This window comes from Faucicola mancuniensis, from assembly GCF_046523945.1.
Taxonomy (GTDB): domain Bacteria; phylum Pseudomonadota; class Gammaproteobacteria; order Pseudomonadales; family Moraxellaceae; genus Faucicola; species Faucicola mancuniensis.
Genome location: NZ_CP171363.1, coordinates 1,153,693 through 1,173,370, shown reverse-complemented (window position 1 = coordinate 1,173,370; position 19,678 = coordinate 1,153,693). Strand labels below are relative to the sequence as shown.

The following is a 19,678-nucleotide window of genomic DNA, read 5'->3' as shown; positions in this document are numbered from 1 at the left end:
AAGATTAAGCAGCTTCTTCTTGTTTTTTGTCGCGTAATGCCGCAAGAGTACGTACAAGTTTGCCAGCTGCAGCTTCTTTCATTGTACCCATCAAACGTGCAATCGCTTCGTCGTAAGTTGGTAGTGTTGCTAAACGGTCAATGTCTTTAGCCGAAATCAACTCACCACCAAATGCCGCACCTTTAATTTCAAATTTGTCATTGGTTTTTGCAAACTCTTTGAACAAACGTGCTGCTGCACCTGGGTGTTCATTTGAAAATGCAATCAATGTTGGACCAACAAACATATCATTTAAAACTGCATAGTCAGTGCCTTCTAACGCACGGCGTAACAAAGTATTACGCACGATACGCATTTCTACACCTGCTTCACGGGCTTGTTTACGAAGTTGGGTCATTTTACCAACGGTAACACCACGTGCATCAACAACAACAGCAGAAAGGGCAACTTTGGCAGATTCACTTACTTCAGCAACAATCGCTTGTTTATCTTGAAGATTTAATGCCATTGGGTTGTCTCCATATTACTAATGATAAATCATTAATAAACCTAAATTTATAGTTAATTTTTTATAAAAAATTAACTACGCTTCATTACGGTGATTGACTTTAATAGTAAAATAGCAAACAATAAAAAAACCAATCTTTCCGTCTGCGTAGGCTGTTTTCACAATTAGACAAAATTAAAAAAAATAATTTTGAACCTACGGTCTTAGACAGCACAACCCGTGTGCTGAACTAAATTTTTTAAAAATGATAAAATTACGCCAAACGGAATGGTACTGGGTCTAATGTTAGACCAGGGCCCATGGTGGTTGATAGCGTGATTTTTTTGATATAAATACCTTTTGAAGTCGCAGGTTTTGCTTTTTTCAAATCTGCAATCAATGCATTAGCATTTTGTTGGATTTGTTCAGCAGTAAAGCCAACTTGACCAATCGTGGTATGGATAATACCTGCTTTATCAACACGGTATTGTGCCTGACCTGCCTTGGTATTTTTAATGGCTTCAGCAACGTTTGGTGTTACTGTACCCACTTTAGGGTTTGGCATTAAACCACGTGGGACTAAAATTGTACCCAATTGACCTACAATACGCATAGCATCTGGAGAAGCGATTACCACATCAAAATCCATGTTGCCTGCTTTGATGCTGTCTGCCAGGTCTTCAAAACCGACAATATCCGCACCCGCTTCTTTGGCTGCATCAGCCGCTGCACCTTGTGCAAACACAGCAACACGTTTAGTTTTACCTGTACCTGCTGGTAAGTTGGTTGCACCACGAACCACTTGGTCAGATTTACGTGGGTCTACACCCAAGTTTACTGCGATATCAACAGATTCTTTGAACTTTGCAGGCGGTAAGCTGTTTAAGATTTCTACCGCTTCTTCAAGGGTGTATTGTTTGTTCGCATCAAATTTTTCAGCGATTGCCTTTTGGCGTTTTGTTAATTTAGCCATTATAGACCCTCCACATCAATACCCATTGAACGTGCTGTACCTGCGATAGTACGCACACCAGCTTCCAATTCAGCAGCGGTTAATTCAGCTTGTTTGGTTTTTACGATTTCTTCTAACTGGGCACGTGTTACTTTACCAACTTTATTTTTGTTTGGTACGCCAGAGCCTTTTGCAACGCCAGCTGCTTTACGAATCAAGAAAGCGGCAGGTGGTGATTTCATGATAAATGTAAATGATTTATCATTATAAACGGTGATTTCAACTGGAACTGGTAAACCTGGCTCCATGTTTGAAGTTGCAGCGTTAAACTCTTTACAGAACGCCATGATGTTCACACCTTTTTGACCCAACGCAGGACCAATTGGTGGAGATGGATTTGCTTTGCCAGCTGGCACTTGTAGTTTGATGTAACCATCAATCTTTTTAGCCATGATAAACTCCTAATGGTGGGTGATAACGCTTAAAATAAGCTCCCCTGTGAAATAAAACTCTTATCAATACAAACGTATTTTTAAACATACGTATTATAATGATTTTTTAAAAAAGGTAAAGCTTTGTTTTATTATTTTTGTATCAAATGATAACAAAACATTAATTTGTAACTTTTTCAACTTGTTTAAACTCAAGTTCTACAGGCGTTGGGCGGTTGAACACGTTGACCGTTAATTGTAAACGTGATTTTTCGTAATCCACCTTTTCAACCAAGCCTCTAAACTCAGTAAATGGCCCATCAATCACTAGTACTTCTTCACCCGGTTCAAACAAAGTTTTTGGACGTGGTTTATTTTCGCCTGTGTTCAAACGGTTTAAAATCGTGTCTGCTTCTTTTGGGGTAATCGGTGCAGGATTTTCAGGTGTACCACCAATAAAGCCCATCACACGTGGACAATCTTTGACTAAGTGCCAAGTATTGTCATTCATATCCATCTCAATCAACACGTAACCAGGAAAAAATTTGCGTTCGCTTTTACGTTTTTTACCATCACGCATTTCAATCACTTCTTCGGTTGGCACAAGTACCTGACCAAATGATTCTTTATATTCGCTACGATTGATACGCTCAATCAACGAACGCTGTACTTGTTTTTCAAAACCAGAAAATGCTTGAACGATATACCAACGCATTGCTCACTTCCTATCTTTATTTGTAATCAACTTATTTACAATCAATATATAAAAACCCACATAGGTGGGCTTTTGCATTTTTTAACTATTTAATATAGTCGTTTTTATCCAATGATGAGTTGAATAATTTGAGATGAAACTAAATCCAATATCCAAACCAAACAAGCTAAAACCAAACTAACGACTGTGACTTGCCATGTATATTGAACCGTTTCATTTTTTGATGGCCAGGTTACACGACGTAGCTCAATACGAGAATCTAATAATAAGGTTTTAAATGCACTACCTTGATTGGTTAATGCCAAAGCAATTAAGGCAGAAATAATTAAAGCACCAATAACACCAATGCGTGTCCAAATATTATTAGCAGGTTGCCAATAAGCTGGTAAATATTGGTTTACCAAAGTTGCTAAAATTAAGGCAACAACAGCAAATAACCATAATGCAATATCTTTTGCAGAATGTCTTTTGGCAACTTCAATCGCAGCAGTTTTGTGAATAATTGTTGGTTCGCCAGACACCCTTTTGCCCTCAAGCTCTGCTAGTTTGTTTTCTAGCATTTTTTTCATAGGTTGTCCTATTTGACTTTTTTTGACACATTAAGATAAAACATTATCTTAACAAAACGAATAAATGGCAGGCGATGAGGGACTCGAACCCCCAACATTCGGTTTTGGAGACCGACGCTCTACCAATTGAACTAATCGCCTTTAATCGTTGGAATTTGGTATTATAAAGATATTTTGATAAAAAGCAAGTGTTTTTTATTAAAAATTTGATGATTTTTTTACCAGTATAAAACCCATGCTTCATTGGCTTTTAATTTTGGGTCGGCGTTGATTTTGTCTTTGAGTGCCAAGGCGGCTTCTTTGCCTTTTTCAGGACCTACAACAACTCGTACACCACGGCTGGTTTGGCTAGTTTTGGCAGAATAACCTGCTGATTTGAGTTGTTTAACGATTTCATCGGCTTTTTTCTGGTCAGTTGCTAAGCTGACTTGTACTCCAAATGTGCCTTTAGCATCGGTTTTTTTGGCGGTTTGGCGTGCTTCTTTGAGTTTTTGTTGTGCCGTTTGGTATTGTTGTTTTTGTTGTGCTTCGGCTTGGGCTTGTTTTTGTTTAGCAATCACTTCTTGTTGACGTTTTTGCTCTTTTTCGGTCGCTTCACGCTGTAGGCGTTTAATTTGGGCATCATTTGGAATATTGATTTTTTGTCCTACGTTCAACGTGCTATTTTTATCCAAATTGTTCATTTGTGCCAAAGCTTCTACAGGTACATTATAACGGCGAGAGAGTTGAATTAAACCTTCACCACGCTGTACTTGATAGGTCGTTGGACGTTTGCTATTTTCAATTTTTTCTTGTTTTGATTTTTCTTGTTGTTTTTGGGCTTGTTCACGTTTTTGTTTTTCAAGCTGTTTTTCTGCTTGTTGCTTGATTTTTTGTTGTTCACGTTGTTTTACCAAAAGTCGCTGTTTTTCATCATCTTGGGCTTTTTGACGTTGTTCAGCAACTTGTTGGTTATTATCAATAATTTTAGCAGATGTTTGTTGGGTTTTTGGTGTTACACTGTGAAAAGTAGGTTCTTCAGTTGTTTTTTTTTCTGCGTCGGTTGGGCTAACGTCAAGCATTTGTGTGGGTTGTTGTGATACTTGCTTCGTTGTATCCATCGGTCGTGGCGTTACCACAGGGCGTGCGATTTCATCTTCTTTAACATAAAGTTGATTTTCTGCACGAGATTTTGCCAATGCTGCTGCATCAATGCGTTGTTGCTCTGTCAGATATTGTTGGGCGTTTTGTTCTTGTGCTTGTACACGTGCTTCTCGTTCTTTTTTCTTTTGTGCTAAGATATTTTGTTCTGTTTGAATATCCGCCGTCAATGGTTGTTCTTCCGTTGAGCTGTCTTCAGGTGCTTGCAACACGGTCGTTTCACCATTGGCAATTTGTTGCTTATCATTAATGACTTGGTTGACCGTTGCGTACAATAGCACGCTACCGCCCAATAAAACACTCGCTCCCAATATGGCTTTATTTCTCAATTTCATGATACAGTCCAAGTCATTTAAAAATTACAATAGATATCTTGCTTATCGTATATTAACGTAAAACGTTAAAATAATAAATATTTTTTTGTTAAATTTCGGATAATGTGCGTTTTTTATTGCATAATTTTACTTTGTAAAACTTCCGAAATCGTGTGAAACGAACCACAAACCAACATCAAATCATGTTTTTCACTTTGTAAAATGGCTTGTTCGGTTGCTTGTTCAAGGTTATCAACTACCACAAAATTATCAAAAAATTTAGCGAGTTTTGTTTGTAGTTCTGCCTTTGGCAAGGCTCTAAAAAAGTCAATTTCACCGCAAAAGATTTTCTCAATTGGCAATGTTTGCAAATTTAACAAAACATTGTCTATATCTTTGTCCGCCAACATAGAAAAAATCAAATATAATTTGGCACTAGGAAATTTTTGTTGGTAATTTTGCCAAAAAGGCACAAATTGCGACAATAAAAAGCGTATGCCATGTTCGTTATGTGCGACATCAAACAACCATTGGTGGTCATGAATGATACGTTGGTCAAATCGCCCTGCCAACGTAATGTTTGGCAATGCTTGTGCAATATTTTCCTGCGTGATGGGTAAATCACTTGCCAAAACTGCGGTTATCGCAGTCGCTGTGTTGTGCAAAGACAGCGATGGCAACGGCAAATCAAGGGTAACGCTGGCGTTGCTATATTGCCAACTTCCCTGCCCTGCTTGATAAAAATAATCGGTGCCAAATTGTAACAGTTTGGCTTGGTGTTGTTCAATCAACGGCAAAACCGTACTTGGCATATCCGTTTCACCATAAATTAGCGGAATATTCTTTCGTAAAATACCCGCTTTTTCCATGCCGATTTTTTCACGGGTATCGCCTAGCCAATCCACATGGTCAATGCCAACATTGGTAATCACAGCGACATCAGGGTCAATGATATTAACCACATCTAAACGCCCGCCAAGCCCTACTTCAAGCACCCAAACATCACATTGTTGTTTGCCAAAAATCCAAAAACTTGCCAACGTTGTCATTTCAAAAAACGACAAGGTCAAACCACAATCTAGCCGAGCTTGTTCCACTTTGGCAAAAGCTTCAATCAAGGTGTTATCATCAACCATTCCACCGTTAATTTTAACACGCTCATTAAAATCAATGAGATGCGGTGATTGATACAAAGCTACTTTATAGCCTGCTTGCTCACAGATTTTGGCAATCGTGGCAGTCGTTGAGCCTTTGCCATTCGTCCCTGCTACCGTAAAAATATAAGTATTTTGGTAATCAATCGCAAGTTTGTCAAACACAGGCAATACTCGCTCCAAACCCATATCAATCGCTGATACGTGAATGGTGTGCATATAATCTAGCCAAGCATTTAACGAGCTATTTATCGTAGGTGTTTGCATAAAAAATTCCAATCAAAATCTAGGACGTTTCCCTAATTTAAAACAAAGTATTTTAATGCTCTAAAAATGCCTAAATCTGGCAAAACGTCGTTAAATTGTTTGCTAATATTCCAATATTATCTGCACAATTTGCCTTGTTTTGCTGACGATTTAGTCAATTTTTAGACGCATTATCCAAATAGGGACACGCCCTAGTGTTTACGATTTTTTAATTTTGTCATTAAAAAAATAAAGAAAATCAAACCAACAAATAATGCCACCATTGCCAAAATCGGTGCAAAAATTGACAAAGCGGATAGCCCAATCGCCGTACCTGTTTCGGCAACAGATACCGCAGGATTTGCCAAACCGCCCGTCGTTGCGGTGGAGACCACACGTGTCGCAGCCACCGAGCCTTTAATGCTAGCATCCGCACCACCGCCCGCCACGATTGCCAACGCCCACGTCATCGCAGGGCTCATGTCGGTCAAAGTTGAAGCCATCACCAGCGTTCCTGCTACCCCTGCCAATGGCACGGCAATGGTATCTAACAAGTTATCCACCACAGGCACAAGATAGCTGACCGACTCCACAATACTTGCCACGCCCAAAATGATTAACGCTGTGATAGAGCCTGCCCAAGCCCAAGCCGCATTGAGCTCAATGATATGAAAATATGAGGCACAGCTTAACGCAAATAACGGCACAAATACCCGAAAACCAGAGCTTGCCGCCAAGCCAACACCCAACAAGACACTAAAAACCATTTCCATCATCATGACAATTTCTCTTTTATTTTTAAAGCAATATTTAGAATCTGTATTCACAAAATTACGCAGTAAAATTTTACGAATTTTTTAACAAATATTTATTTGCTTTTGTATGAAAAAATGGCTAAATAAAAACCCCACAAACGTTTGGCTTATGGGGTTTTTTGAAAGCTCAATTCAAATTAGTCACGGTCAACCAATTCTACATAAGCCATCGGTGCTGCATCGCCATCACGATAGCCACATTTGATGATACGTAAATAACCACCTGGACGAGCTTTGTAGCGTGGTCCTAAAACGGTGAATAATTTACCAACAGATGCTTTACTACGTAAGCGACTAAACGCTAAACGGCGGTTTGCAACTGAATCTTCTTTTGCTAAAGTGATAAGTGGCTCAGCCACACGGCGTAATTCTTTAGCTTTTGGTAATGTGGTTTTAATAAGTTCATGTTCAAATAGTGAGTTCGTCATATTTTGGAACATAGCCTTACGATGGCTACTGGTACGACCCAGCTTTACTCCACTGTTACGATGTCGCATGGTCAATTTCCTTCAAGTTTAACGGCTACGATAAGAAAAACGGTCATCAACACGCAAATCAGCAGGTGGCCAATTATCAAGACGCATACCCAGCTCTAAATCCTTAGAAGCCAAGACATCTTTAATTTCTGTTAATGATTTCTTACCAAGATTTGGGGTTTTTAACAACTCAGTTTCGGTGCGTTGTACCAAATCGCCAATATAATAAATGTTTTCCGCTTTTAAGCAATTTGCTGAGCGAACCGTTAATTCCAAGTCATCCACTGGACGTAAAAGCACAGGGTCAACTTCTTCTTTTTCTTTCACAGGCTCTGGTGTTTGTTCTGCTTCTAAATCAACGAACACAGCGATTTGTTGTTGCAAGATAGTCGCTGCTTTACGAATCGCCTCTTCAGGGTCAATCGTACCATTAGTTTCAAGCTCAATCACCAAACGGTCAAGGTCAGTACGTTGTTCAACACGAGCATTTTCAACTTGATAAGCCACACGCACAACTGGGCTATAGCTTGCATCTAGTTTTAAACGTCCGATGGCTTTGCTATCACTTGATTCTTTACGAGTATTCGCTGGCTCATAACCACGTCCCATAGCAACATGAAGACGCATTTTTAAATGCCCACGCTCACTTAATGTACCCAAAACCAAGTTAGGATTGATAATCTCAACATTGTGCGGTAGCTCAATGTCAGATGCCAATACTTCACCTGGACCTTGTTTATCCAGTGTTAGGAATACTTCATTTTGGTCGTGTAGTTGAATTGCCAAGCCTTTTAGGTTTAGTAACAAGTCTAACACATCTTCTTGCAAACCTTCTAGTGTTGAATACTCATGGTCAACACCTTCAATCTCAGCTTCAACAACTGCCGCACCAGGCAATGAAGATAAAAGAATACGGCGAAGAGCATTACCTAAGGTATGCCCAAAGCCACGTTCTAACGGTTCGAGCGTGACTTTGGCTTGTGTTTCATTGACCGTATCCACATGAATGGCCTTCGGTGTTAGAAACTCAGTAGCATTTAGCATCATATGTCACCTCGACTTTTAGTTAGTATAAATTAATTATTTAGAATACAATTCAACAATTAAGTTTTCATTGATTTCTGCTGGCAATTCAGAACGGTCAGGTGCTTGTTTAAAAGTACCTTGTAGTTTACTGTGGTCTACTTCTAACCAAGCTGGTGTACCACGTTGTCCCGCTAACTCAATTGCGTTTTTAATACGTAATTGCTCTTTCGCTTTTTCGTGAACAGCAATCATATCACCATCTTGTAATTGAATTGATGGAATATTCACACGAACAAATTCGTCACGACCAGCTTTTTTAACCAAAATAGCACGGTGGCTGACCAATTGACGTGCTTCAGCACGTGTTGCACCAAAACCCATACGGTATACAACATTGTCTAAACGACGTTCTAACATTTGCAACAAGTTTTCACCTGTAGCACCACGCATACGAGCAGCTTCTTTATAGTAGTTAGAGAATTGACGCTCTAAAACACCATAAATACGTTTTACTTTTTGTTTTTCACGTAACTGTGCTGAGTATTCGGAAGTTTTGCTACGAGGGTTACCATGTTGTCCAGGTGCACGACCTGCTTTTTTGGTTTTTTCTTCATACGCTTTTACACCAGATTTTAATTGTAAATCAGTGCCTTCACGACGTGATAATTTTAATTTAGGACCTAGATAACGGGTCATGAAAGTCTCCTTATACGCGACGTTTTTTCGGTGGACGAGTTCCGTTATGAGGAATCGGGGTTACATCGCTAATGCTGTTAATTTTATAACCCAATGCACCTAATGCTCTTACCGCAGACTCACGACCAGGTCCTGGACCTTTAACCAAGACATCAACATTTTTTACACCATATTCTTGAGCAGCTTTACCAGCGACTTCAGCCGCAACCTGTGCAGCAAATGGTGTTGATTTACGTGAACCACGGAAGCCTTGTCCACCAGCGGTGGTCCAAGCCAAAGCATTACCTTGACGGTCAGTAATGGTTACAATGGTATTATTAAAAGACGCATGGATATGTGCTACGCCCTCAGAAACTGAGCGGCGTGTTACTTTTTTGCGACTACGAGTGTCTTTTGCCATCTTTTAGCTTCCTAAGTTGATTATTTTTTAACTGCTTTGCGTGGACCTTTGCGGGTACGCGCATTTGTTTTGGTACGTTGACCATTAACTGGCAAACCACGACGATGACGCAATCCACGATAGCAACCTAAGTCTACTAAACGTTTGATATTCATCGAGATTTCACGACGTAAGTCACCTTCAGTCGTGTAGTTTGCAACTTCTGAACGAACAGCATCTAACTGTACATCATCTAACTGACCAATTTTAGTGGTTGGTGCGATATTGACTGCTTCTAAGATTTTTGCAGCAGTGGTACGACCAATACCAAAAATGTAAGTTAGTGAAATGACAGCGTGTTTGTTGTCCGGAATGTTTACACCGGCAATACGGTCCATTGACATTTCTCCAATTTCAAAGATAAGATGAAAATTTCATCTAACAATTATCTGTAATTTTAAAAAATGGTTATCTGCAAATTTTAAAATTACGACAAGTAGCGGATAATACATTATCCGCTAACTTTTTGCAAGCACTATTTTAGCCTTGACGTTGTTTATGACGTGGCTCTGAACTGCAAATTACGTGAACAACACCTTTACGGCGTACGATTTTACAGCTACCACAAATTTTTTTTACAGATGCTTGTACTTTCATTTTAAACTCCTAAAATAAATCCGTTGCATTATAACAACGAATAGTCATGATATTGATTGGTCATCAAATGTGCTTTAATTTGAGCAATAAAGTCCATAATTACAACAACACTAATCAAAACCGATGTGCCACCTAACTGGAATGGTATGCCAAATGCTGATTGTAAAATCATTGGCATCAAACAAATCACTGTCATATAAACAGCACCAATAAAGGTCAAGCGATTCAACACATGGTCTAAATAACGCTGAGTCTGCTGTCCTGGTCTAATACCAGGAATATATGCACCACTTTTTTTCAAATTTTCTGCAACTTCTTTTGGGCTAAATACCAACGCCGTATAAAAATAACAGAAGAATATGATTAAAGCAGCAAAAATTACCAAATATAATGGTTGCCCAGGTGACAAAACCAATGCCATATTTTGCAAAAAAGTTTGGAACATATTTGGATTGGCAGAATGCCCAACCCACTGCCCTAAGCTTGCTGGAAACAACAATAATGAGCTTGCAAAAATTGCTGGAATCACACCTGCCATGTTAATTTTTAATGGTAAATGTGATTGTTGTTGCGCGTAGATTTTACGCCCATCAGTCATCGGTTTTTGTGCATAATTTACAGGAATACGGCGTTGTGCTCTTTCAATAAATACAATCCCAGCCACAACCACCAATGCCAAAATGGCAAAAACAAACAACGCAATCATATTCATCTGCCCTTGTTGAACAGAGGTTATAGATTGTGTAATCACGGTTGGAAAAGTTGCAACAATACCTGCCAAAATTAACATTGAAATACCATTACCAATACCTCGTTCTGTGATTTGCTCACCAAGCCACATCAAAAACATTGAACCTGCAACCAAAGAAGTTACAGCTGGCACATAAAATGTTAGTCCTGTTGAAAGGGTTAAATTTTGGCTGATTAATCCTGTACACATGCCGACAGCCTGCACGAAAGCAAGCAACAGTGTTAGTTGTCTTGTATATTTATTAATTTGGCGTTGTCCTGCTTGCCCTTCTTTTTTTAACGCTTCTAAAGAAGGAATCACAGCCGACATCATTTGCACAATAATCGAGGCAGAAATATATGGCATAATACCCAATGCCATTACTGACATTCGTTCCAACGCACCACCTGAGAACATATTAAAAAGTCCCAAAATGGTATTTTCATTGGTACGAAAGAAATTTGCCAGACTATCTGGGTCCATACCCGGAATCGGCACATGAGAACCAAATCTATAGACGACTAAAGCACCCAGCAAAAACAACAAGCGATTAAACAACTCATCATATTTACGAATAAAGCTTAGTGGGTTCATTGAGGCTGAATGCTTTGTCATGTAGGATTACTCCTCTATAGTACCACCAGCAGCTTCAATAGCGGCTTTAGCACCCTTTGTAACTTTAACACCTTTAAAAGTATATGCTTTTGTCACGTCACCTGACAGGATGATACGTACACGTTGCATATCATGACGAATAATATTCGCACCTTTCAAAGTTTCTAGGCTAACAACATCACCTTCAACTTGGTTTAGCTCAGATAAACGCACTTCAGCAGTTACCATCGCCAATTTACTAGTAAAACCAAATTTTGGTAAACGACGGTACAAAGGCATTTGACCACCTTCAAAACCTGAGCGAATACCTGAGCCTGAACGTGAAGTTTGACCTTTGATACCACGTCCACCAGTTTTACCAATACCAGAACCAATACCACGACCACGGCGTAATTTTGATTTTTTAGAACCTTCAGCAGGTGATAATTCGTTTAAACGAAGTCCCATTATGCTTCCTCCACTTTAACCATATAGTTAACACGGTTAACCATACCACGGGTAGAAGGGGTGTCTTCAACTTCTACAGTATGTCCAATACGACGTAACCCTAAACCTTTCAAACAAGCCTTATGGCTTTCAAGGCGATGAGAACTCGATTTTGTTTGAGTAACTTTCATTTTTTTCATGATAACTCACCTTATCTCTTAGCCCAAAATTTCTTTAACAGATTTGCCACGTTTTGCAGCCATTTTTTCTGGAGAAGACATTTCTTTAAGACCATTAAATGTTGCACGTACAACGTTTGCAGCATTGGTTGAACCATAGCATTTTGCCAAAACGTTTTCAACGCCAGCAACCTCTAAAACTGCACGCATCGCACCACCAGCAATAACTCCTGTACCTTCAGAAGCAGGCTGCATATATACACGGCTTGCACCATGACGGGCGTTGATTGGGTGTTGTAAAGTCGTACCATCTAATTCAACTGTAATCATATTACGTTTTGCTGCTTCTAGTGCTTTAGAAATTGCAGCCGGTACTTCACGTGCTTTACCACGCCCAAAACCAACACGACCATTACCATCACCCACAACAGTCAATGCTGTGAAAGAAAAGATACGACCACCTTTAACCACTTTTGCAACACGATCAACGGCTACCAAGCGTTCTACTAAACCATCTGTTTGTTCAACTTTTGCCATGATTAGAACTCCAATCCATTTTCACGGGCTGCGTCAGCCAATGCTTTAACACGACCATGATATTTAAAACCACTACGGTCAAAAGCAACTTTGCTAATACCAGCAGCTTTTGCACGCTCAGCAATCAATTTACCTACCGCAGTTGCAGCTTCAATGTTACTGGTTTGACCAGAGCGTAATGTTGCATCTAAAGTAGAGGCTTGTGCCAAAATCTCACCACCCGTTGGTGAAATAATTTGTGCATAAATATGCGCATTTGTACGGTTTACAGATAAGCGATTTACACCTAAACCACGGATATGTGCACGAGTTTTTTTAGCTCGGCGAAGGCGAGCAGCTTTTTTATCAAACATATCATTTCACCTTATTTTTTCTTAGCTTCTTTACGAGCGACATACTCATCGCTATAACGAACGCCTTTGCCTTTATAAGGCTCAGGTGGGCGATAACCACGAATATTAGCGGCTGCTTGACCAAGCTTTTGTTTATCGTTAGATTTTAACACAATTTCAGTCGCTGTTGGTGTTTCAGCAGTTACACCTTCCGGCAACACATATTCAATTGGGTGTGAATAACCTAAGTTCAAGTTTACTTTGTTACCAGCAACAGCAGCTTTGTAACCAACACCAATCAATTGTAAACGGCGTTCAAAACCTTCAGACACACCTTTCACCATGTTGTTTAGTAATGCACGGGTTGTACCAGTGTGCATCCACGCTTCTTTGCTTTCTTTAACAGGAGAAACAGTCACAACGTTTTCTTCTTGTTTTAGCTCGACCAAATCATGCAGGCGTAAAGATAATGAACCATTTTTACCTTTAACTTCAACCTGCTGACCGTTCAACGCAACACTTGTACCATTTGGCAGTGTTACAGGGGCTTTAGCCACACGAGACATACGGGTAATTCCTATAAAAGTTAATAAAAAAATGAACAGACACACAAAATGTTGCCTGTTCGTGTAAAAATTGGATTATGCAACGAATGCAATAACTTCGCCGCCTAATCCTTGTTTACGAGCTTCACGGTCACTCATAATACCTTTATTCGTAGAAATAATAGCGATACCCAAACCTTGTTTGATACTAGGCAACTCATCTTTACCACGATATTGACGCAAACCTGGACGACTGTAACGTTTAATTGTTTCAATTACAGGTTTGCCTTCAAAATATTTTAATTCAATGCTTAGCTCTGACTTGCCTTTTGCTACTTCTTCAATACTTGCTGAAGCAACATAGCCTTCACTTACCAATAAATCTGCAATAGATTTACGTAGGTTAGAACTAGGCATCGTTACAGACGCTTTTTCAGCCATTTGTGCATTACGGATACGGGTCAGCATATCAGCAACGGTATCTTGCATACTCATAGTTTATCCCCTTACCAACTTGCTTTGCGAACGCCAGGTACATCACCTTGCATTACTTTTTCACGAATCATGTTACGTGAAAGACCAAATTTGCGGAAATAACCATGTGGACGACCTGTCAATGCACAACGGTTACGTAAACGAACTGGCGAAGCATTACGAGGTAATGCTTGTAGAGCAAGCATTGCATCTAGTTTTTCTTCATCAGTTGCATTAATGTCGCTAATAATTGCTTTAAGCTTAGCACGCTTTTCAGCATATTTAGCAACGGTCGCTTCGCGTTTTAATTCGCGATTAATCATACTTTTCTTTGCCATTTGCCTTAATCCTTGCTATTAGCCTTTAAACGGAAAGCCGAATGCTTTAAGCAACGCACGACCTTGTTCATCAGTTTTTGCAGTAGTGGTAATGGTGATATCTAAACCACGAAGACGGTCAATTTTATCAAAATCAACTTCTGGGAAAACGATTTGTTCTTTGATACCTAGTGAATAGTTACCACGTCCGTCAAATGCTTTGTCTGAAAAACCACGGAAGTCACGAATACGTGGAATTGCAATTGCAATAAGACGGTCTAAGAATTCGTACATTTGTTCGCCACGAAGTGTAACTTTACAACCGATTGGCCATTCTTCACGAATTTTAAAGCCTGCAACTGATTTGCGAGCTTTAGTTACGACTGGTTTTTGACCTGCGATTGCAGTCATATCAGCCAATGCACCTTCAAGTACTTTTTTGTCTTGAGCTGCTGCACCAACACCCATGTTTAAAGTGATTTTGGTGATTTTTGGGATTTCCATAACGTTAGTTAAGCCAAGCTCTTGTTGCAACTTTTGCTTAAGCTCTTCGTTATATTGTGTTTTAAGTCTTGCCATTACCAATACCCTCAGATGGTTATGCAGTCGCCACTACTTCACCAGATGAGCGATAAACACGTTGTTTTTTGCCATCATTCACTTGGTAAGAAATACGATCTGCCTTTTGGGTTGTTGCATTAAAAATTGCAACATTTGAAATATGTAAAAATGCTTCTTGCTCAATAATGCCACCTTCTTTACCAGTCATTTGATTTGGTTTTTGGTGTTTTTTAACAATATTGATACCTTCAACTTTTACACGGTCTTCTTTTACTGCTAGAATTATACCTTGCTTGCCTTTATCTTTGCCAGCAATTACAATCACTTGGTCGCCTTTGCGTAATTTAGCCATTGTTTACCTCACAATACTTCTGGGGCTAATGAAACAATTTTCATAAATTGTTCGCCACGTAGTTCGCGGGTTACTGGTCCAAAAATACGTGTTGCAATCGGCGCTTTGTTGTTGTTCAACAACACGGCTGCATTATCATCAAAACGTAGTACTGAACCGTCTGGGCGACGTACACCAAATTTAGTGCGTACGACTACCGCGTTCATTACATCACCTTTTTTAACACGACCACGAGGAATTGCTTCTTTCACAGTCACTTTAATGATGTCGCCTACGGATGCATAACGACGATGAGAACCACCTAGCACTTTAATGCACATTACTCGTTTTGCACCACTGTTGTCTGCAACTTCCAGCATTGTTTCAGTCTGAATCATCGCGTTACTCCATAAATTGGCAAAACAAGTCTTGCCACAATTAGCCATTTTTAAAAGTGACATATTGTAGCAGTATTTGACTTGCTTTGCAATTATTACTAATTATTTTTAGTTAATTTAGATATTAACCGCTTTTTCAACAATTTCCACTAATGCCCAAGTTTTGGTCTTTGATAGTGGGCGAGATTGTTTAATGCGGACAATATCACCAATGCCACAAGTATTGTCTTCATCATGTGCATGAAGTTTTGTTGAACGACGAATCATTTTGCCATATTTGGCATGGCGAATACGACGTTCTACCAATACTGTGATGGTTTTGTCCATTTTGTCACTAATAACTTTACCAGTTACTGTGCCAATTTCTTGGTTGGTGTTTTGTTCACTCATGATTAGGCCCCTTGTTTTTCAGTAATAAGCGTCTTAATTTGAGCAATTGTGCGACGGTTACCTTTGATTTCATGGGTATTGCCTAATTGACCAGTAGCTTTTGCCATACGAAGACGAAACGCTTCAACTTGCTTTTCATCTAGTAATTGGGTCAGTTCTTCTACTGATTTTTCACGTAATTCACTGATCTTCATTACATTATCGTCCGTTTAACAATAGTAGTTTTGAAAGGCAATTTTGCAGCAGCAAGCTTGAAAGCTTCAGTTGCTAGCTCATCTGAAACACCTTCGATTTCATATAGCATTTTGCCTGGTTTAATTTCGCAGACCCAGTATTCTACAGGACCTTTACCTTTACCCATACGAACTTCTAATGGTTTTTCGGTAATTGGTTTGTCTGGGAATACACGAATCCAAATTTTACCACCACGTTTGATACGACGAGAAATCGTACGACGAGCAGCTTCGATTTGGCGAGCAGTCATACGACCACGCTCAATTGATTTAAGTCCGATTGTACCAAAAGATACGCTACTACCACGGTGAGCTAACCCCGTATTACGTCCTTTATGTACTTTACGAAACTTGGTACGTTTTGGTTGTAACATATCTTAACCTCTGTCTTTAGCTGGACGCTCACTACGTGGGCGGTCGCTACGAGTGCGACGTTGTTTTTGTCCACGTGGTTGCTTTTCTTCTTTTACAGGATTATAAATGCGGTTCATACCGTCAAGAATTTCACCACGGAAAATCCACACTTTAACACCGATTGTACCGTAAGTGGTTTCTGCGCGTACGTTTGAATAGTCAATATCAGCACGCAAAGTATGTAGTGGCACACGACCTTCACGGTACCATTCTGAGCGAGCAATTTCTGCACCGCCTAGACGACCTGAAAGTTCTACTTTGATACCTTCTGCACCTGCTTTCATGCTATTTTGTACAGCACGTTTCATAGCACGACGGAACATCACGCGACGTTCAAGTTGTGAGGCAATACCTTCTGCAACTAAACGAGCATCTAAGTCAGGTTGAGTAATTTCTTCAATGCTAACTTGTGCTGGCACGCCCATGATTTTGGTTAAATCTTTTTGTAAAGATTCAATGTCTGCACCACTTTTGCCAATGATAACACCCGGACGAGCTGTTGAAATGGTTACTTTCGCAGTACCGCTTGAACGTTCAATGTTGATGTTGCTAATCATTGCGTTCACAGCTTTTTCTTTACCTGTATCACGGCTGTTTAATTTTTTCTCAATAAATTTACGCACTTGTAAATCATTGATTAAGTATTCAGAGTATTTTTTTGGCTCTGCGTACCAGTTAGCGTTAGCTTTACGAATAACGCCTAGACGAATACCAATTGGATGAACTTTTTGTCCCATGTTATACCCCTACTTTAACTGTGATGTGGCAAGTACGTTTGCTGATACGGTCAGCACGTCCTTTGGCACGTGGCATGATACGTTTTAACGTGATGCCTTCATCAACATAAATAGTAGAAACACGCAAGGTATCAATATCTAAACCGTTATTATGTTCAGCATTTGCGATTGCTGATTCTAGGCATTTTTTTACCAATTTAGCGGCTTTTTTGTTGCTAAATGTCAAAATGTCTAGGGCACGTTCGATGTCTTTTCCACGGATTTCATCCGCAACCAAACGTACTTTTTGTGCCGAAATGGCGGCACCGCGTAATTTTGCAGTTACTTCCATAGTTAGCACCTTATTTTTTTGCTTTCTTGTCAATGCCATGACCACGATATGTACGGGTTGGGGCAAATTCACCAAGTTTATGACCTACCATTTGTTCGTTTACAATAACAGGCACGTGTGTACGACCGTTATGAACAGAAATAGTTAAGCCGACCATTTGTGGAAGAATCATTGAGCGACGTGACCAAGTTTTGATTGGTTTGCGTGAGTTAGTTTCTAACGCTTGTTCAACTTTGGCAAATAAGTGCGCATCGATGAATGGACCTTTTTTCAATGAACGAGGCATGAAATTATTCCTTATTTCTTATTGACGCGACGACGGCGGATAATCATGTTGTCAGTACGTTTGTTAGAACGTGTTTTAAGACCTTTAGCCTTTTGACCCCATGGGCTGGTTGGGTGTTTACCGAAGTTACGACCTTCACCACCACCGTGTGGGTGGTCAATTGGGTTCATCGCAGTACCACGAACGGTAGGACGAACACCACGCCAACGGTTTGCACCTGCTTTACCAAGTGATTTAAGGTTGTTTTCAGTATTTGATACTTCACCAATCACCGCACGGCAGTTTACATGGATACGGCGAGTTTCGCCTGAACGTAAACGTACGATTGCGTAAATACCATCACGACCTAATAATTGAACAGCTGCACCTGCTGAACGAGCAATTTGTGCGCCTTTGCCAATTTTTAGTTCAATGTTGTGAATAATTGTACCAATTGGAATACTACGCAGTGGTAAGCAATTACCTGGACGAATTGGTGCAGTTTCACCTGAAATCACAGTATCGCCTTGTTGTAGTTTTTTTGGTGCAATGATGTAACGACGCTCACCATCCGCATATTTTAATAGGGCAATATGGGCAGTACGATTTGGATCATACTCAATACGCTCTACTACGGCTGAAATATTGTCTTTGTTACGTTTAAAATCAACCAAACGATAGTGTTGTTTATGACCACCACCAATGTGGCGAGTGGTAATACGACCGTTGTTGTTACGACCACCAGTTTTACCTTTTGACTCTACTAATGCTGCATAAGGACGACCTTTATGAAGGTGTGGATGCACCACTTTCTCGACAAATCGGCGACCTGGTGATGTCGGTTTTGCTTTTACGATAGGCATTGTAAATTATCCTTATTCGTTATCAGCCGCAGCGGTTTCCGCTACTTCTGCTACTTGAACATCTTGACCAGCTTTTAAGGTCACATAGGCTTTTTTGTAGTCTTGACGACGACCTACCGTGCGACCAAATCGCTTTGTCTTACCTTTAACGTTTAGGGTATTGACTTTGACTACTTCAACACCGTCAAACATTAATTCTACTGCTTTTTTAATCTCTTTTTTAGTCGCATTGGTGTCAACTTTGAAAACTTGCACACCAAGTGTATCGCCCAAGATTTGAGATTTTTCTGAAAATACAGGTGCTTTTAGTACCTGATACAGTCTTGCGTTATTCATGCTAACACTCCCTCAATTTCTTTGGCAGCTGCGACAGACATGATGACTTTGTCAAATGCAATTAGGCTGACTGGGTCAATCTCAGTGCTACCTAGTACATTGACGTGTGGAATATTGCGAGCAGCTAGATATAGATTTTCATCTACTTCGTTGGTTACGATTAACGCTTTTGGTGCGTTTAATTCTGCTAGCTTGCCGATTAATTCTTTGGTTTTTGGTGCTGATACTTTGATATCATCTACCAAAACTAGACGCTCTTGACGTACCAATTCTGCTAGGATACATTGCATTGCACCACGATACATTTTGCGGTTCACTTTTTGTGACCAATCTTGTGGTTTAGCAGCAAATGCACGACCACCACCGATCCAAATTGGGCTACGGATTGAGCCTGCACGGGCGCGACCTGTACCTTTTTGACGCCATGGTTTTTTACCACCGCCAGATACTTCGCCACGAGTTTTTTGAGCACGGCTACCTTGACGACCACCTGCTAAATATGCGGTAACGACTTGGTGCACTAGGGCTTCGTTAAATTCACGACCAAATGCTACGTCTGATAGCTCAACCGCCGAACCTGATACTGTATTTAGATTCACGTTAATCC

At 40.0% G+C, this 19,678-nt stretch carries 34 protein-coding genes and 1 tRNA gene; all 35 read right to left on the bottom strand.

Going from position 1 to position 19,678, the window contains the following annotated elements:
- Positions 1-4: 4 nt before the first annotated feature.
- Positions 5-508, bottom strand: coding sequence for a 50S ribosomal protein L10 (gene rplJ / locus ACGTJS_RS05830; RefSeq protein ID WP_315042080.1), 504 nt, complete (start codon positions 506-508; stop codon positions 5-7).
- Between the two features lie 253 nt (positions 509-761).
- Complete coding sequence (gene rplA, locus ACGTJS_RS05825; protein ID WP_410473102.1) at positions 762-1,460, bottom strand: 50S ribosomal protein L1; 699 nt, start codon at positions 1,458-1,460, stop codon at positions 762-764.
- Positions 1,460-1,891: a 50S ribosomal protein L11 gene (gene rplK / locus ACGTJS_RS05820; protein ID WP_410473101.1), complete on the bottom strand. Its 432-nt coding sequence runs from the start codon at positions 1,889-1,891 to the stop codon at positions 1,460-1,462. Before rplK ends, rplA begins: the two co-directional genes overlap by 1 nt.
- Positions 1,892-2,051: 160 nt before the next feature.
- Positions 2,052-2,585, bottom strand: coding sequence for a transcription termination/antitermination protein NusG (nusG, locus tag ACGTJS_RS05815; RefSeq protein ID WP_315042074.1), 534 nt, complete (start codon positions 2,583-2,585; stop codon positions 2,052-2,054).
- 104 nt (positions 2,586-2,689) lie between these two features.
- Positions 2,690-3,154, bottom strand: a complete 465-nt coding sequence (gene secE / locus ACGTJS_RS05810) for a preprotein translocase subunit SecE (RefSeq protein ID WP_410473100.1) — start codon at positions 3,152-3,154, stop codon at positions 2,690-2,692.
- 65 nt (positions 3,155-3,219) lie between these two features.
- A tRNA-Trp gene (locus ACGTJS_RS05805) sits at positions 3,220-3,295 on the bottom strand.
- Positions 3,296-3,372: 77 nt separating this feature from the next.
- The gene (locus ACGTJS_RS05800) at positions 3,373-4,629 is read right to left on the bottom strand and encodes a LysM peptidoglycan-binding domain-containing protein (protein ID WP_410473099.1); all 1,257 of its coding nucleotides are present in this window, start codon (positions 4,627-4,629) and stop codon (positions 3,373-3,375) included.
- 113 nt (positions 4,630-4,742) lie between these two features.
- Positions 4,743-6,029 carry a bifunctional tetrahydrofolate synthase/dihydrofolate synthase gene (folC, locus tag ACGTJS_RS05795; protein WP_410473098.1) on the bottom strand — a complete coding sequence of 429 codons (1,287 nt, stop codon included), beginning with the start codon at positions 6,027-6,029 and terminating at the stop codon, positions 4,743-4,745.
- Positions 6,030-6,220: 191 nt separating this feature from the next.
- Complete coding sequence (locus tag ACGTJS_RS05790; protein WP_410473097.1) at positions 6,221-6,787, bottom strand: DUF4126 domain-containing protein; 567 nt, start codon at positions 6,785-6,787, stop codon at positions 6,221-6,223.
- 173 nt (positions 6,788-6,960) lie between these two features.
- Positions 6,961-7,320 carry a 50S ribosomal protein L17 gene (rplQ, locus tag ACGTJS_RS05785; protein ID WP_315042063.1) on the bottom strand — a complete coding sequence of 120 codons (360 nt, stop codon included), beginning with the start codon at positions 7,318-7,320 and terminating at the stop codon, positions 6,961-6,963.
- An 18-nt stretch (positions 7,321-7,338) separates the two neighbouring features.
- On the bottom strand, positions 7,339-8,346 hold the full coding sequence (locus ACGTJS_RS05780; protein ID WP_315042061.1) for a DNA-directed RNA polymerase subunit alpha: 1,008 nt from the start codon (positions 8,344-8,346) through the stop codon (positions 7,339-7,341).
- Positions 8,347-8,379: 33 nt separating this feature from the next.
- Positions 8,380-9,021, bottom strand: coding sequence for a 30S ribosomal protein S4 (gene rpsD / locus ACGTJS_RS05775; RefSeq protein ID WP_410473096.1), 642 nt, complete (start codon positions 9,019-9,021; stop codon positions 8,380-8,382).
- 10 nt (positions 9,022-9,031) lie between these two features.
- Positions 9,032-9,421: a 30S ribosomal protein S11 gene (gene rpsK / locus ACGTJS_RS05770; protein ID WP_410473095.1), complete on the bottom strand. Its 390-nt coding sequence runs from the start codon at positions 9,419-9,421 to the stop codon at positions 9,032-9,034.
- A 20-nt stretch (positions 9,422-9,441) separates the two neighbouring features.
- The gene (gene rpsM, locus ACGTJS_RS05765; protein ID WP_410473094.1) at positions 9,442-9,798 is read right to left on the bottom strand and encodes a 30S ribosomal protein S13; all 357 of its coding nucleotides are present in this window, start codon (positions 9,796-9,798) and stop codon (positions 9,442-9,444) included.
- Between the two features lie 142 nt (positions 9,799-9,940).
- The gene (gene rpmJ / locus ACGTJS_RS05760; protein WP_009767238.1) at positions 9,941-10,057 is read right to left on the bottom strand and encodes a 50S ribosomal protein L36; all 117 of its coding nucleotides are present in this window, start codon (positions 10,055-10,057) and stop codon (positions 9,941-9,943) included.
- Between the two features lie 28 nt (positions 10,058-10,085).
- Complete coding sequence (gene secY / locus ACGTJS_RS05755; RefSeq protein ID WP_315042048.1) at positions 10,086-11,402, bottom strand: preprotein translocase subunit SecY; 1,317 nt, start codon at positions 11,400-11,402, stop codon at positions 10,086-10,088.
- Positions 11,403-11,408: 6 nt separating this feature from the next.
- Positions 11,409-11,849, bottom strand: a complete 441-nt coding sequence (gene rplO, locus ACGTJS_RS05750) for a 50S ribosomal protein L15 (protein WP_315042046.1) — start codon at positions 11,847-11,849, stop codon at positions 11,409-11,411.
- Positions 11,849-12,028, bottom strand: a complete 180-nt coding sequence (gene rpmD / locus ACGTJS_RS05745; RefSeq protein ID WP_315042045.1) for a 50S ribosomal protein L30 — start codon at positions 12,026-12,028, stop codon at positions 11,849-11,851. The genes rplO and rpmD overlap by 1 nt, the downstream gene beginning before the upstream one ends.
- A gap of 18 nt (positions 12,029-12,046) precedes the next feature.
- A complete protein-coding gene (gene rpsE / locus ACGTJS_RS05740; protein ID WP_315042043.1) occupies positions 12,047-12,544 on the bottom strand; it encodes a 30S ribosomal protein S5 in 498 nt (165 codons plus the stop codon).
- A 2-nt stretch (positions 12,545-12,546) separates the two neighbouring features.
- Positions 12,547-12,897 carry a 50S ribosomal protein L18 gene (gene rplR, locus ACGTJS_RS05735; protein WP_410473093.1) on the bottom strand — a complete coding sequence of 117 codons (351 nt, stop codon included), beginning with the start codon at positions 12,895-12,897 and terminating at the stop codon, positions 12,547-12,549.
- An 11-nt stretch (positions 12,898-12,908) separates the two neighbouring features.
- Positions 12,909-13,442, bottom strand: coding sequence for a 50S ribosomal protein L6 (gene rplF, locus ACGTJS_RS05730; protein WP_410473092.1), 534 nt, complete (start codon positions 13,440-13,442; stop codon positions 12,909-12,911).
- A 75-nt stretch (positions 13,443-13,517) separates the two neighbouring features.
- Positions 13,518-13,916 carry a 30S ribosomal protein S8 gene (rpsH, locus tag ACGTJS_RS05725; RefSeq protein WP_410473091.1) on the bottom strand — a complete coding sequence of 133 codons (399 nt, stop codon included), beginning with the start codon at positions 13,914-13,916 and terminating at the stop codon, positions 13,518-13,520.
- Between the two features lie 11 nt (positions 13,917-13,927).
- Positions 13,928-14,233, bottom strand: a complete 306-nt coding sequence (gene rpsN, locus ACGTJS_RS05720; RefSeq protein ID WP_410473090.1) for a 30S ribosomal protein S14 — start codon at positions 14,231-14,233, stop codon at positions 13,928-13,930.
- Between the two features lie 18 nt (positions 14,234-14,251).
- A complete protein-coding gene (gene rplE, locus ACGTJS_RS05715) occupies positions 14,252-14,791 on the bottom strand; it encodes a 50S ribosomal protein L5 (RefSeq protein WP_410473089.1) in 540 nt (179 codons plus the stop codon).
- A 19-nt stretch (positions 14,792-14,810) separates the two neighbouring features.
- Positions 14,811-15,125 carry a 50S ribosomal protein L24 gene (gene rplX, locus ACGTJS_RS05710; RefSeq protein WP_410473088.1) on the bottom strand — a complete coding sequence of 105 codons (315 nt, stop codon included), beginning with the start codon at positions 15,123-15,125 and terminating at the stop codon, positions 14,811-14,813.
- Positions 15,126-15,133: 8 nt separating this feature from the next.
- Entirely contained in the window at positions 15,134-15,502 is a 369-nt protein-coding gene (gene rplN / locus ACGTJS_RS05705; RefSeq protein ID WP_007115555.1) for a 50S ribosomal protein L14, read from the bottom strand.
- Between the two features lie 117 nt (positions 15,503-15,619).
- A complete protein-coding gene (gene rpsQ, locus ACGTJS_RS05700) occupies positions 15,620-15,892 on the bottom strand; it encodes a 30S ribosomal protein S17 (RefSeq protein ID WP_410473087.1) in 273 nt (90 codons plus the stop codon).
- 2 nt (positions 15,893-15,894) lie between these two features.
- Positions 15,895-16,086 (bottom strand): 50S ribosomal protein L29, encoded by a 192-nt coding sequence (rpmC, locus tag ACGTJS_RS05695; protein ID WP_009767225.1) that lies wholly within the window; start codon positions 16,084-16,086, stop codon positions 15,895-15,897.
- Positions 16,086-16,499, bottom strand: coding sequence for a 50S ribosomal protein L16 (rplP, locus tag ACGTJS_RS05690; protein WP_410473086.1), 414 nt, complete (start codon positions 16,497-16,499; stop codon positions 16,086-16,088). Before rplP ends, rpmC begins: the two co-directional genes overlap by 1 nt.
- 3 nt (positions 16,500-16,502) lie before the next feature.
- A complete protein-coding gene (rpsC, locus tag ACGTJS_RS05685; protein ID WP_410473085.1) occupies positions 16,503-17,276 on the bottom strand; it encodes a 30S ribosomal protein S3 in 774 nt (257 codons plus the stop codon).
- Position 17,277: 1 nt separating this feature from the next.
- On the bottom strand, positions 17,278-17,607 hold the full coding sequence (rplV, locus tag ACGTJS_RS05680) for a 50S ribosomal protein L22 (RefSeq protein ID WP_410473084.1): 330 nt from the start codon (positions 17,605-17,607) through the stop codon (positions 17,278-17,280).
- 10 nt (positions 17,608-17,617) lie between these two features.
- Positions 17,618-17,893, bottom strand: a complete 276-nt coding sequence (gene rpsS / locus ACGTJS_RS05675; protein WP_410473083.1) for a 30S ribosomal protein S19 — start codon at positions 17,891-17,893, stop codon at positions 17,618-17,620.
- An 11-nt stretch (positions 17,894-17,904) separates the two neighbouring features.
- Positions 17,905-18,735, bottom strand: a complete 831-nt coding sequence (gene rplB, locus ACGTJS_RS05670; RefSeq protein WP_410473082.1) for a 50S ribosomal protein L2 — start codon at positions 18,733-18,735, stop codon at positions 17,905-17,907.
- Positions 18,736-18,747: 12 nt separating this feature from the next.
- A complete protein-coding gene (rplW, locus tag ACGTJS_RS05665) occupies positions 18,748-19,071 on the bottom strand; it encodes a 50S ribosomal protein L23 (protein WP_410473081.1) in 324 nt (107 codons plus the stop codon).
- Positions 19,068-19,670, bottom strand: coding sequence for a 50S ribosomal protein L4 (gene rplD / locus ACGTJS_RS05660; protein ID WP_410473080.1), 603 nt, complete (start codon positions 19,668-19,670; stop codon positions 19,068-19,070). The genes rplW and rplD overlap by 4 nt, the downstream gene beginning before the upstream one ends.
- Positions 19,671-19,678 lie beyond the last annotated feature (8 nt).

Excerpts from the sequence above, each read along its gene's own strand:
- rplK (WP_410473101.1), bottom strand. The coding sequence starts at position 1,891 with ATGGCTAAAAAGATTGATGGTTACATCAAACTACAAGTGCCAGCTGGC.
- rplN (WP_007115555.1), bottom strand. The coding sequence starts at position 15,502 with ATGATTCAGACTGAAACAATGCTGGAAGTTGCAGACAACAGTGGTGCA.
- rpsQ (WP_410473087.1), bottom strand. The coding sequence starts at position 15,892 with ATGAGTGAACAAAACACCAACCAAGAAATTGGCACAGTAACTGGTAAA.
- rplB (WP_410473082.1), bottom strand. The coding sequence starts at position 18,735 with ATGCCTATCGTAAAAGCAAAACCGACATCACCAGGTCGCCGATTTGTC.
- rplJ (WP_315042080.1), bottom strand. The coding sequence starts at position 508 with ATGGCATTAAATCTTCAAGATAAACAAGCGATTGTTGCTGAAGTAAGT.
- ACGTJS_RS05800 (WP_410473099.1), bottom strand. The coding sequence starts at position 4,629 with ATGAAATTGAGAAATAAAGCCATATTGGGAGCGAGTGTTTTATTGGGC.
- rpsD (WP_410473096.1), bottom strand. The coding sequence starts at position 9,021 with ATGACCCGTTATCTAGGTCCTAAATTAAAATTATCACGTCGTGAAGGC.
- rplW (WP_410473081.1), bottom strand. The coding sequence starts at position 19,071 with ATGAATAACGCAAGACTGTATCAGGTACTAAAAGCACCTGTATTTTCA.
- secY (WP_315042048.1), bottom strand. The coding sequence starts at position 11,402 with ATGACAAAGCATTCAGCCTCAATGAACCCACTAAGCTTTATTCGTAAA.
- rpsK (WP_410473095.1), bottom strand. The coding sequence starts at position 9,421 with ATGGCAAAAGACACTCGTAGTCGCAAAAAAGTAACACGCCGCTCAGTT.
- rpmJ (WP_009767238.1), bottom strand. The coding sequence starts at position 10,057 with ATGAAAGTACAAGCATCTGTAAAAAAAATTTGTGGTAGCTGTAAAATC.
- nusG (WP_315042074.1), bottom strand. The coding sequence starts at position 2,585 with ATGCGTTGGTATATCGTTCAAGCATTTTCTGGTTTTGAAAAACAAGTA.
- rpsN (WP_410473090.1), bottom strand. The coding sequence starts at position 14,233 with ATGGCAAAGAAAAGTATGATTAATCGCGAATTAAAACGCGAAGCGACC.
- rpsC (WP_410473085.1), bottom strand. The coding sequence starts at position 17,276 with ATGGGACAAAAAGTTCATCCAATTGGTATTCGTCTAGGCGTTATTCGT.
- rplF (WP_410473092.1), bottom strand. The coding sequence starts at position 13,442 with ATGTCTCGTGTGGCTAAAGCCCCTGTAACACTGCCAAATGGTACAAGT.
- rpsE (WP_315042043.1), bottom strand. The coding sequence starts at position 12,544 with ATGGCAAAAGTTGAACAAACAGATGGTTTAGTAGAACGCTTGGTAGCC.
- folC (WP_410473098.1), bottom strand. The coding sequence starts at position 6,029 with ATGCAAACACCTACGATAAATAGCTCGTTAAATGCTTGGCTAGATTAT.
- ACGTJS_RS05790 (WP_410473097.1), bottom strand. The coding sequence starts at position 6,787 with ATGATGATGGAAATGGTTTTTAGTGTCTTGTTGGGTGTTGGCTTGGCG.
- rplR (WP_410473093.1), bottom strand. The coding sequence starts at position 12,897 with ATGTTTGATAAAAAAGCTGCTCGCCTTCGCCGAGCTAAAAAAACTCGT.
- ACGTJS_RS05780 (WP_315042061.1), bottom strand. The coding sequence starts at position 8,346 with ATGATGCTAAATGCTACTGAGTTTCTAACACCGAAGGCCATTCATGTG.
- rpmD (WP_315042045.1), bottom strand. The coding sequence starts at position 12,028 with ATGAAAAAAATGAAAGTTACTCAAACAAAATCGAGTTCTCATCGCCTT.
- rplX (WP_410473088.1), bottom strand. The coding sequence starts at position 15,125 with ATGGCTAAATTACGCAAAGGCGACCAAGTGATTGTAATTGCTGGCAAA.
- rpsS (WP_410473083.1), bottom strand. The coding sequence starts at position 17,893 with ATGCCTCGTTCATTGAAAAAAGGTCCATTCATCGATGCGCACTTATTT.
- rplV (WP_410473084.1), bottom strand. The coding sequence starts at position 17,607 with ATGGAAGTAACTGCAAAATTACGCGGTGCCGCCATTTCGGCACAAAAA.
- rplE (WP_410473089.1), bottom strand. The coding sequence starts at position 14,791 with ATGGCAAGACTTAAAACACAATATAACGAAGAGCTTAAGCAAAAGTTG.
- rplA (WP_410473102.1), bottom strand. The coding sequence starts at position 1,460 with ATGGCTAAATTAACAAAACGCCAAAAGGCAATCGCTGAAAAATTTGAT.
- rplQ (WP_315042063.1), bottom strand. The coding sequence starts at position 7,320 with ATGCGACATCGTAACAGTGGAGTAAAGCTGGGTCGTACCAGTAGCCAT.
- rplO (WP_315042046.1), bottom strand. The coding sequence starts at position 11,849 with ATGGGACTTCGTTTAAACGAATTATCACCTGCTGAAGGTTCTAAAAAA.
- rplP (WP_410473086.1), bottom strand. The coding sequence starts at position 16,499 with ATGTTACAACCAAAACGTACCAAGTTTCGTAAAGTACATAAAGGACGT.
- secE (WP_410473100.1), bottom strand. The coding sequence starts at position 3,154 with ATGAAAAAAATGCTAGAAAACAAACTAGCAGAGCTTGAGGGCAAAAGG.
- rpsM (WP_410473094.1), bottom strand. The coding sequence starts at position 9,798 with ATGGACCGTATTGCCGGTGTAAACATTCCGGACAACAAACACGCTGTC.
- rpmC (WP_009767225.1), bottom strand. The coding sequence starts at position 16,086 with ATGAAGATCAGTGAATTACGTGAAAAATCAGTAGAAGAACTGACCCAA.
- rpsH (WP_410473091.1), bottom strand. The coding sequence starts at position 13,916 with ATGAGTATGCAAGATACCGTTGCTGATATGCTGACCCGTATCCGTAAT.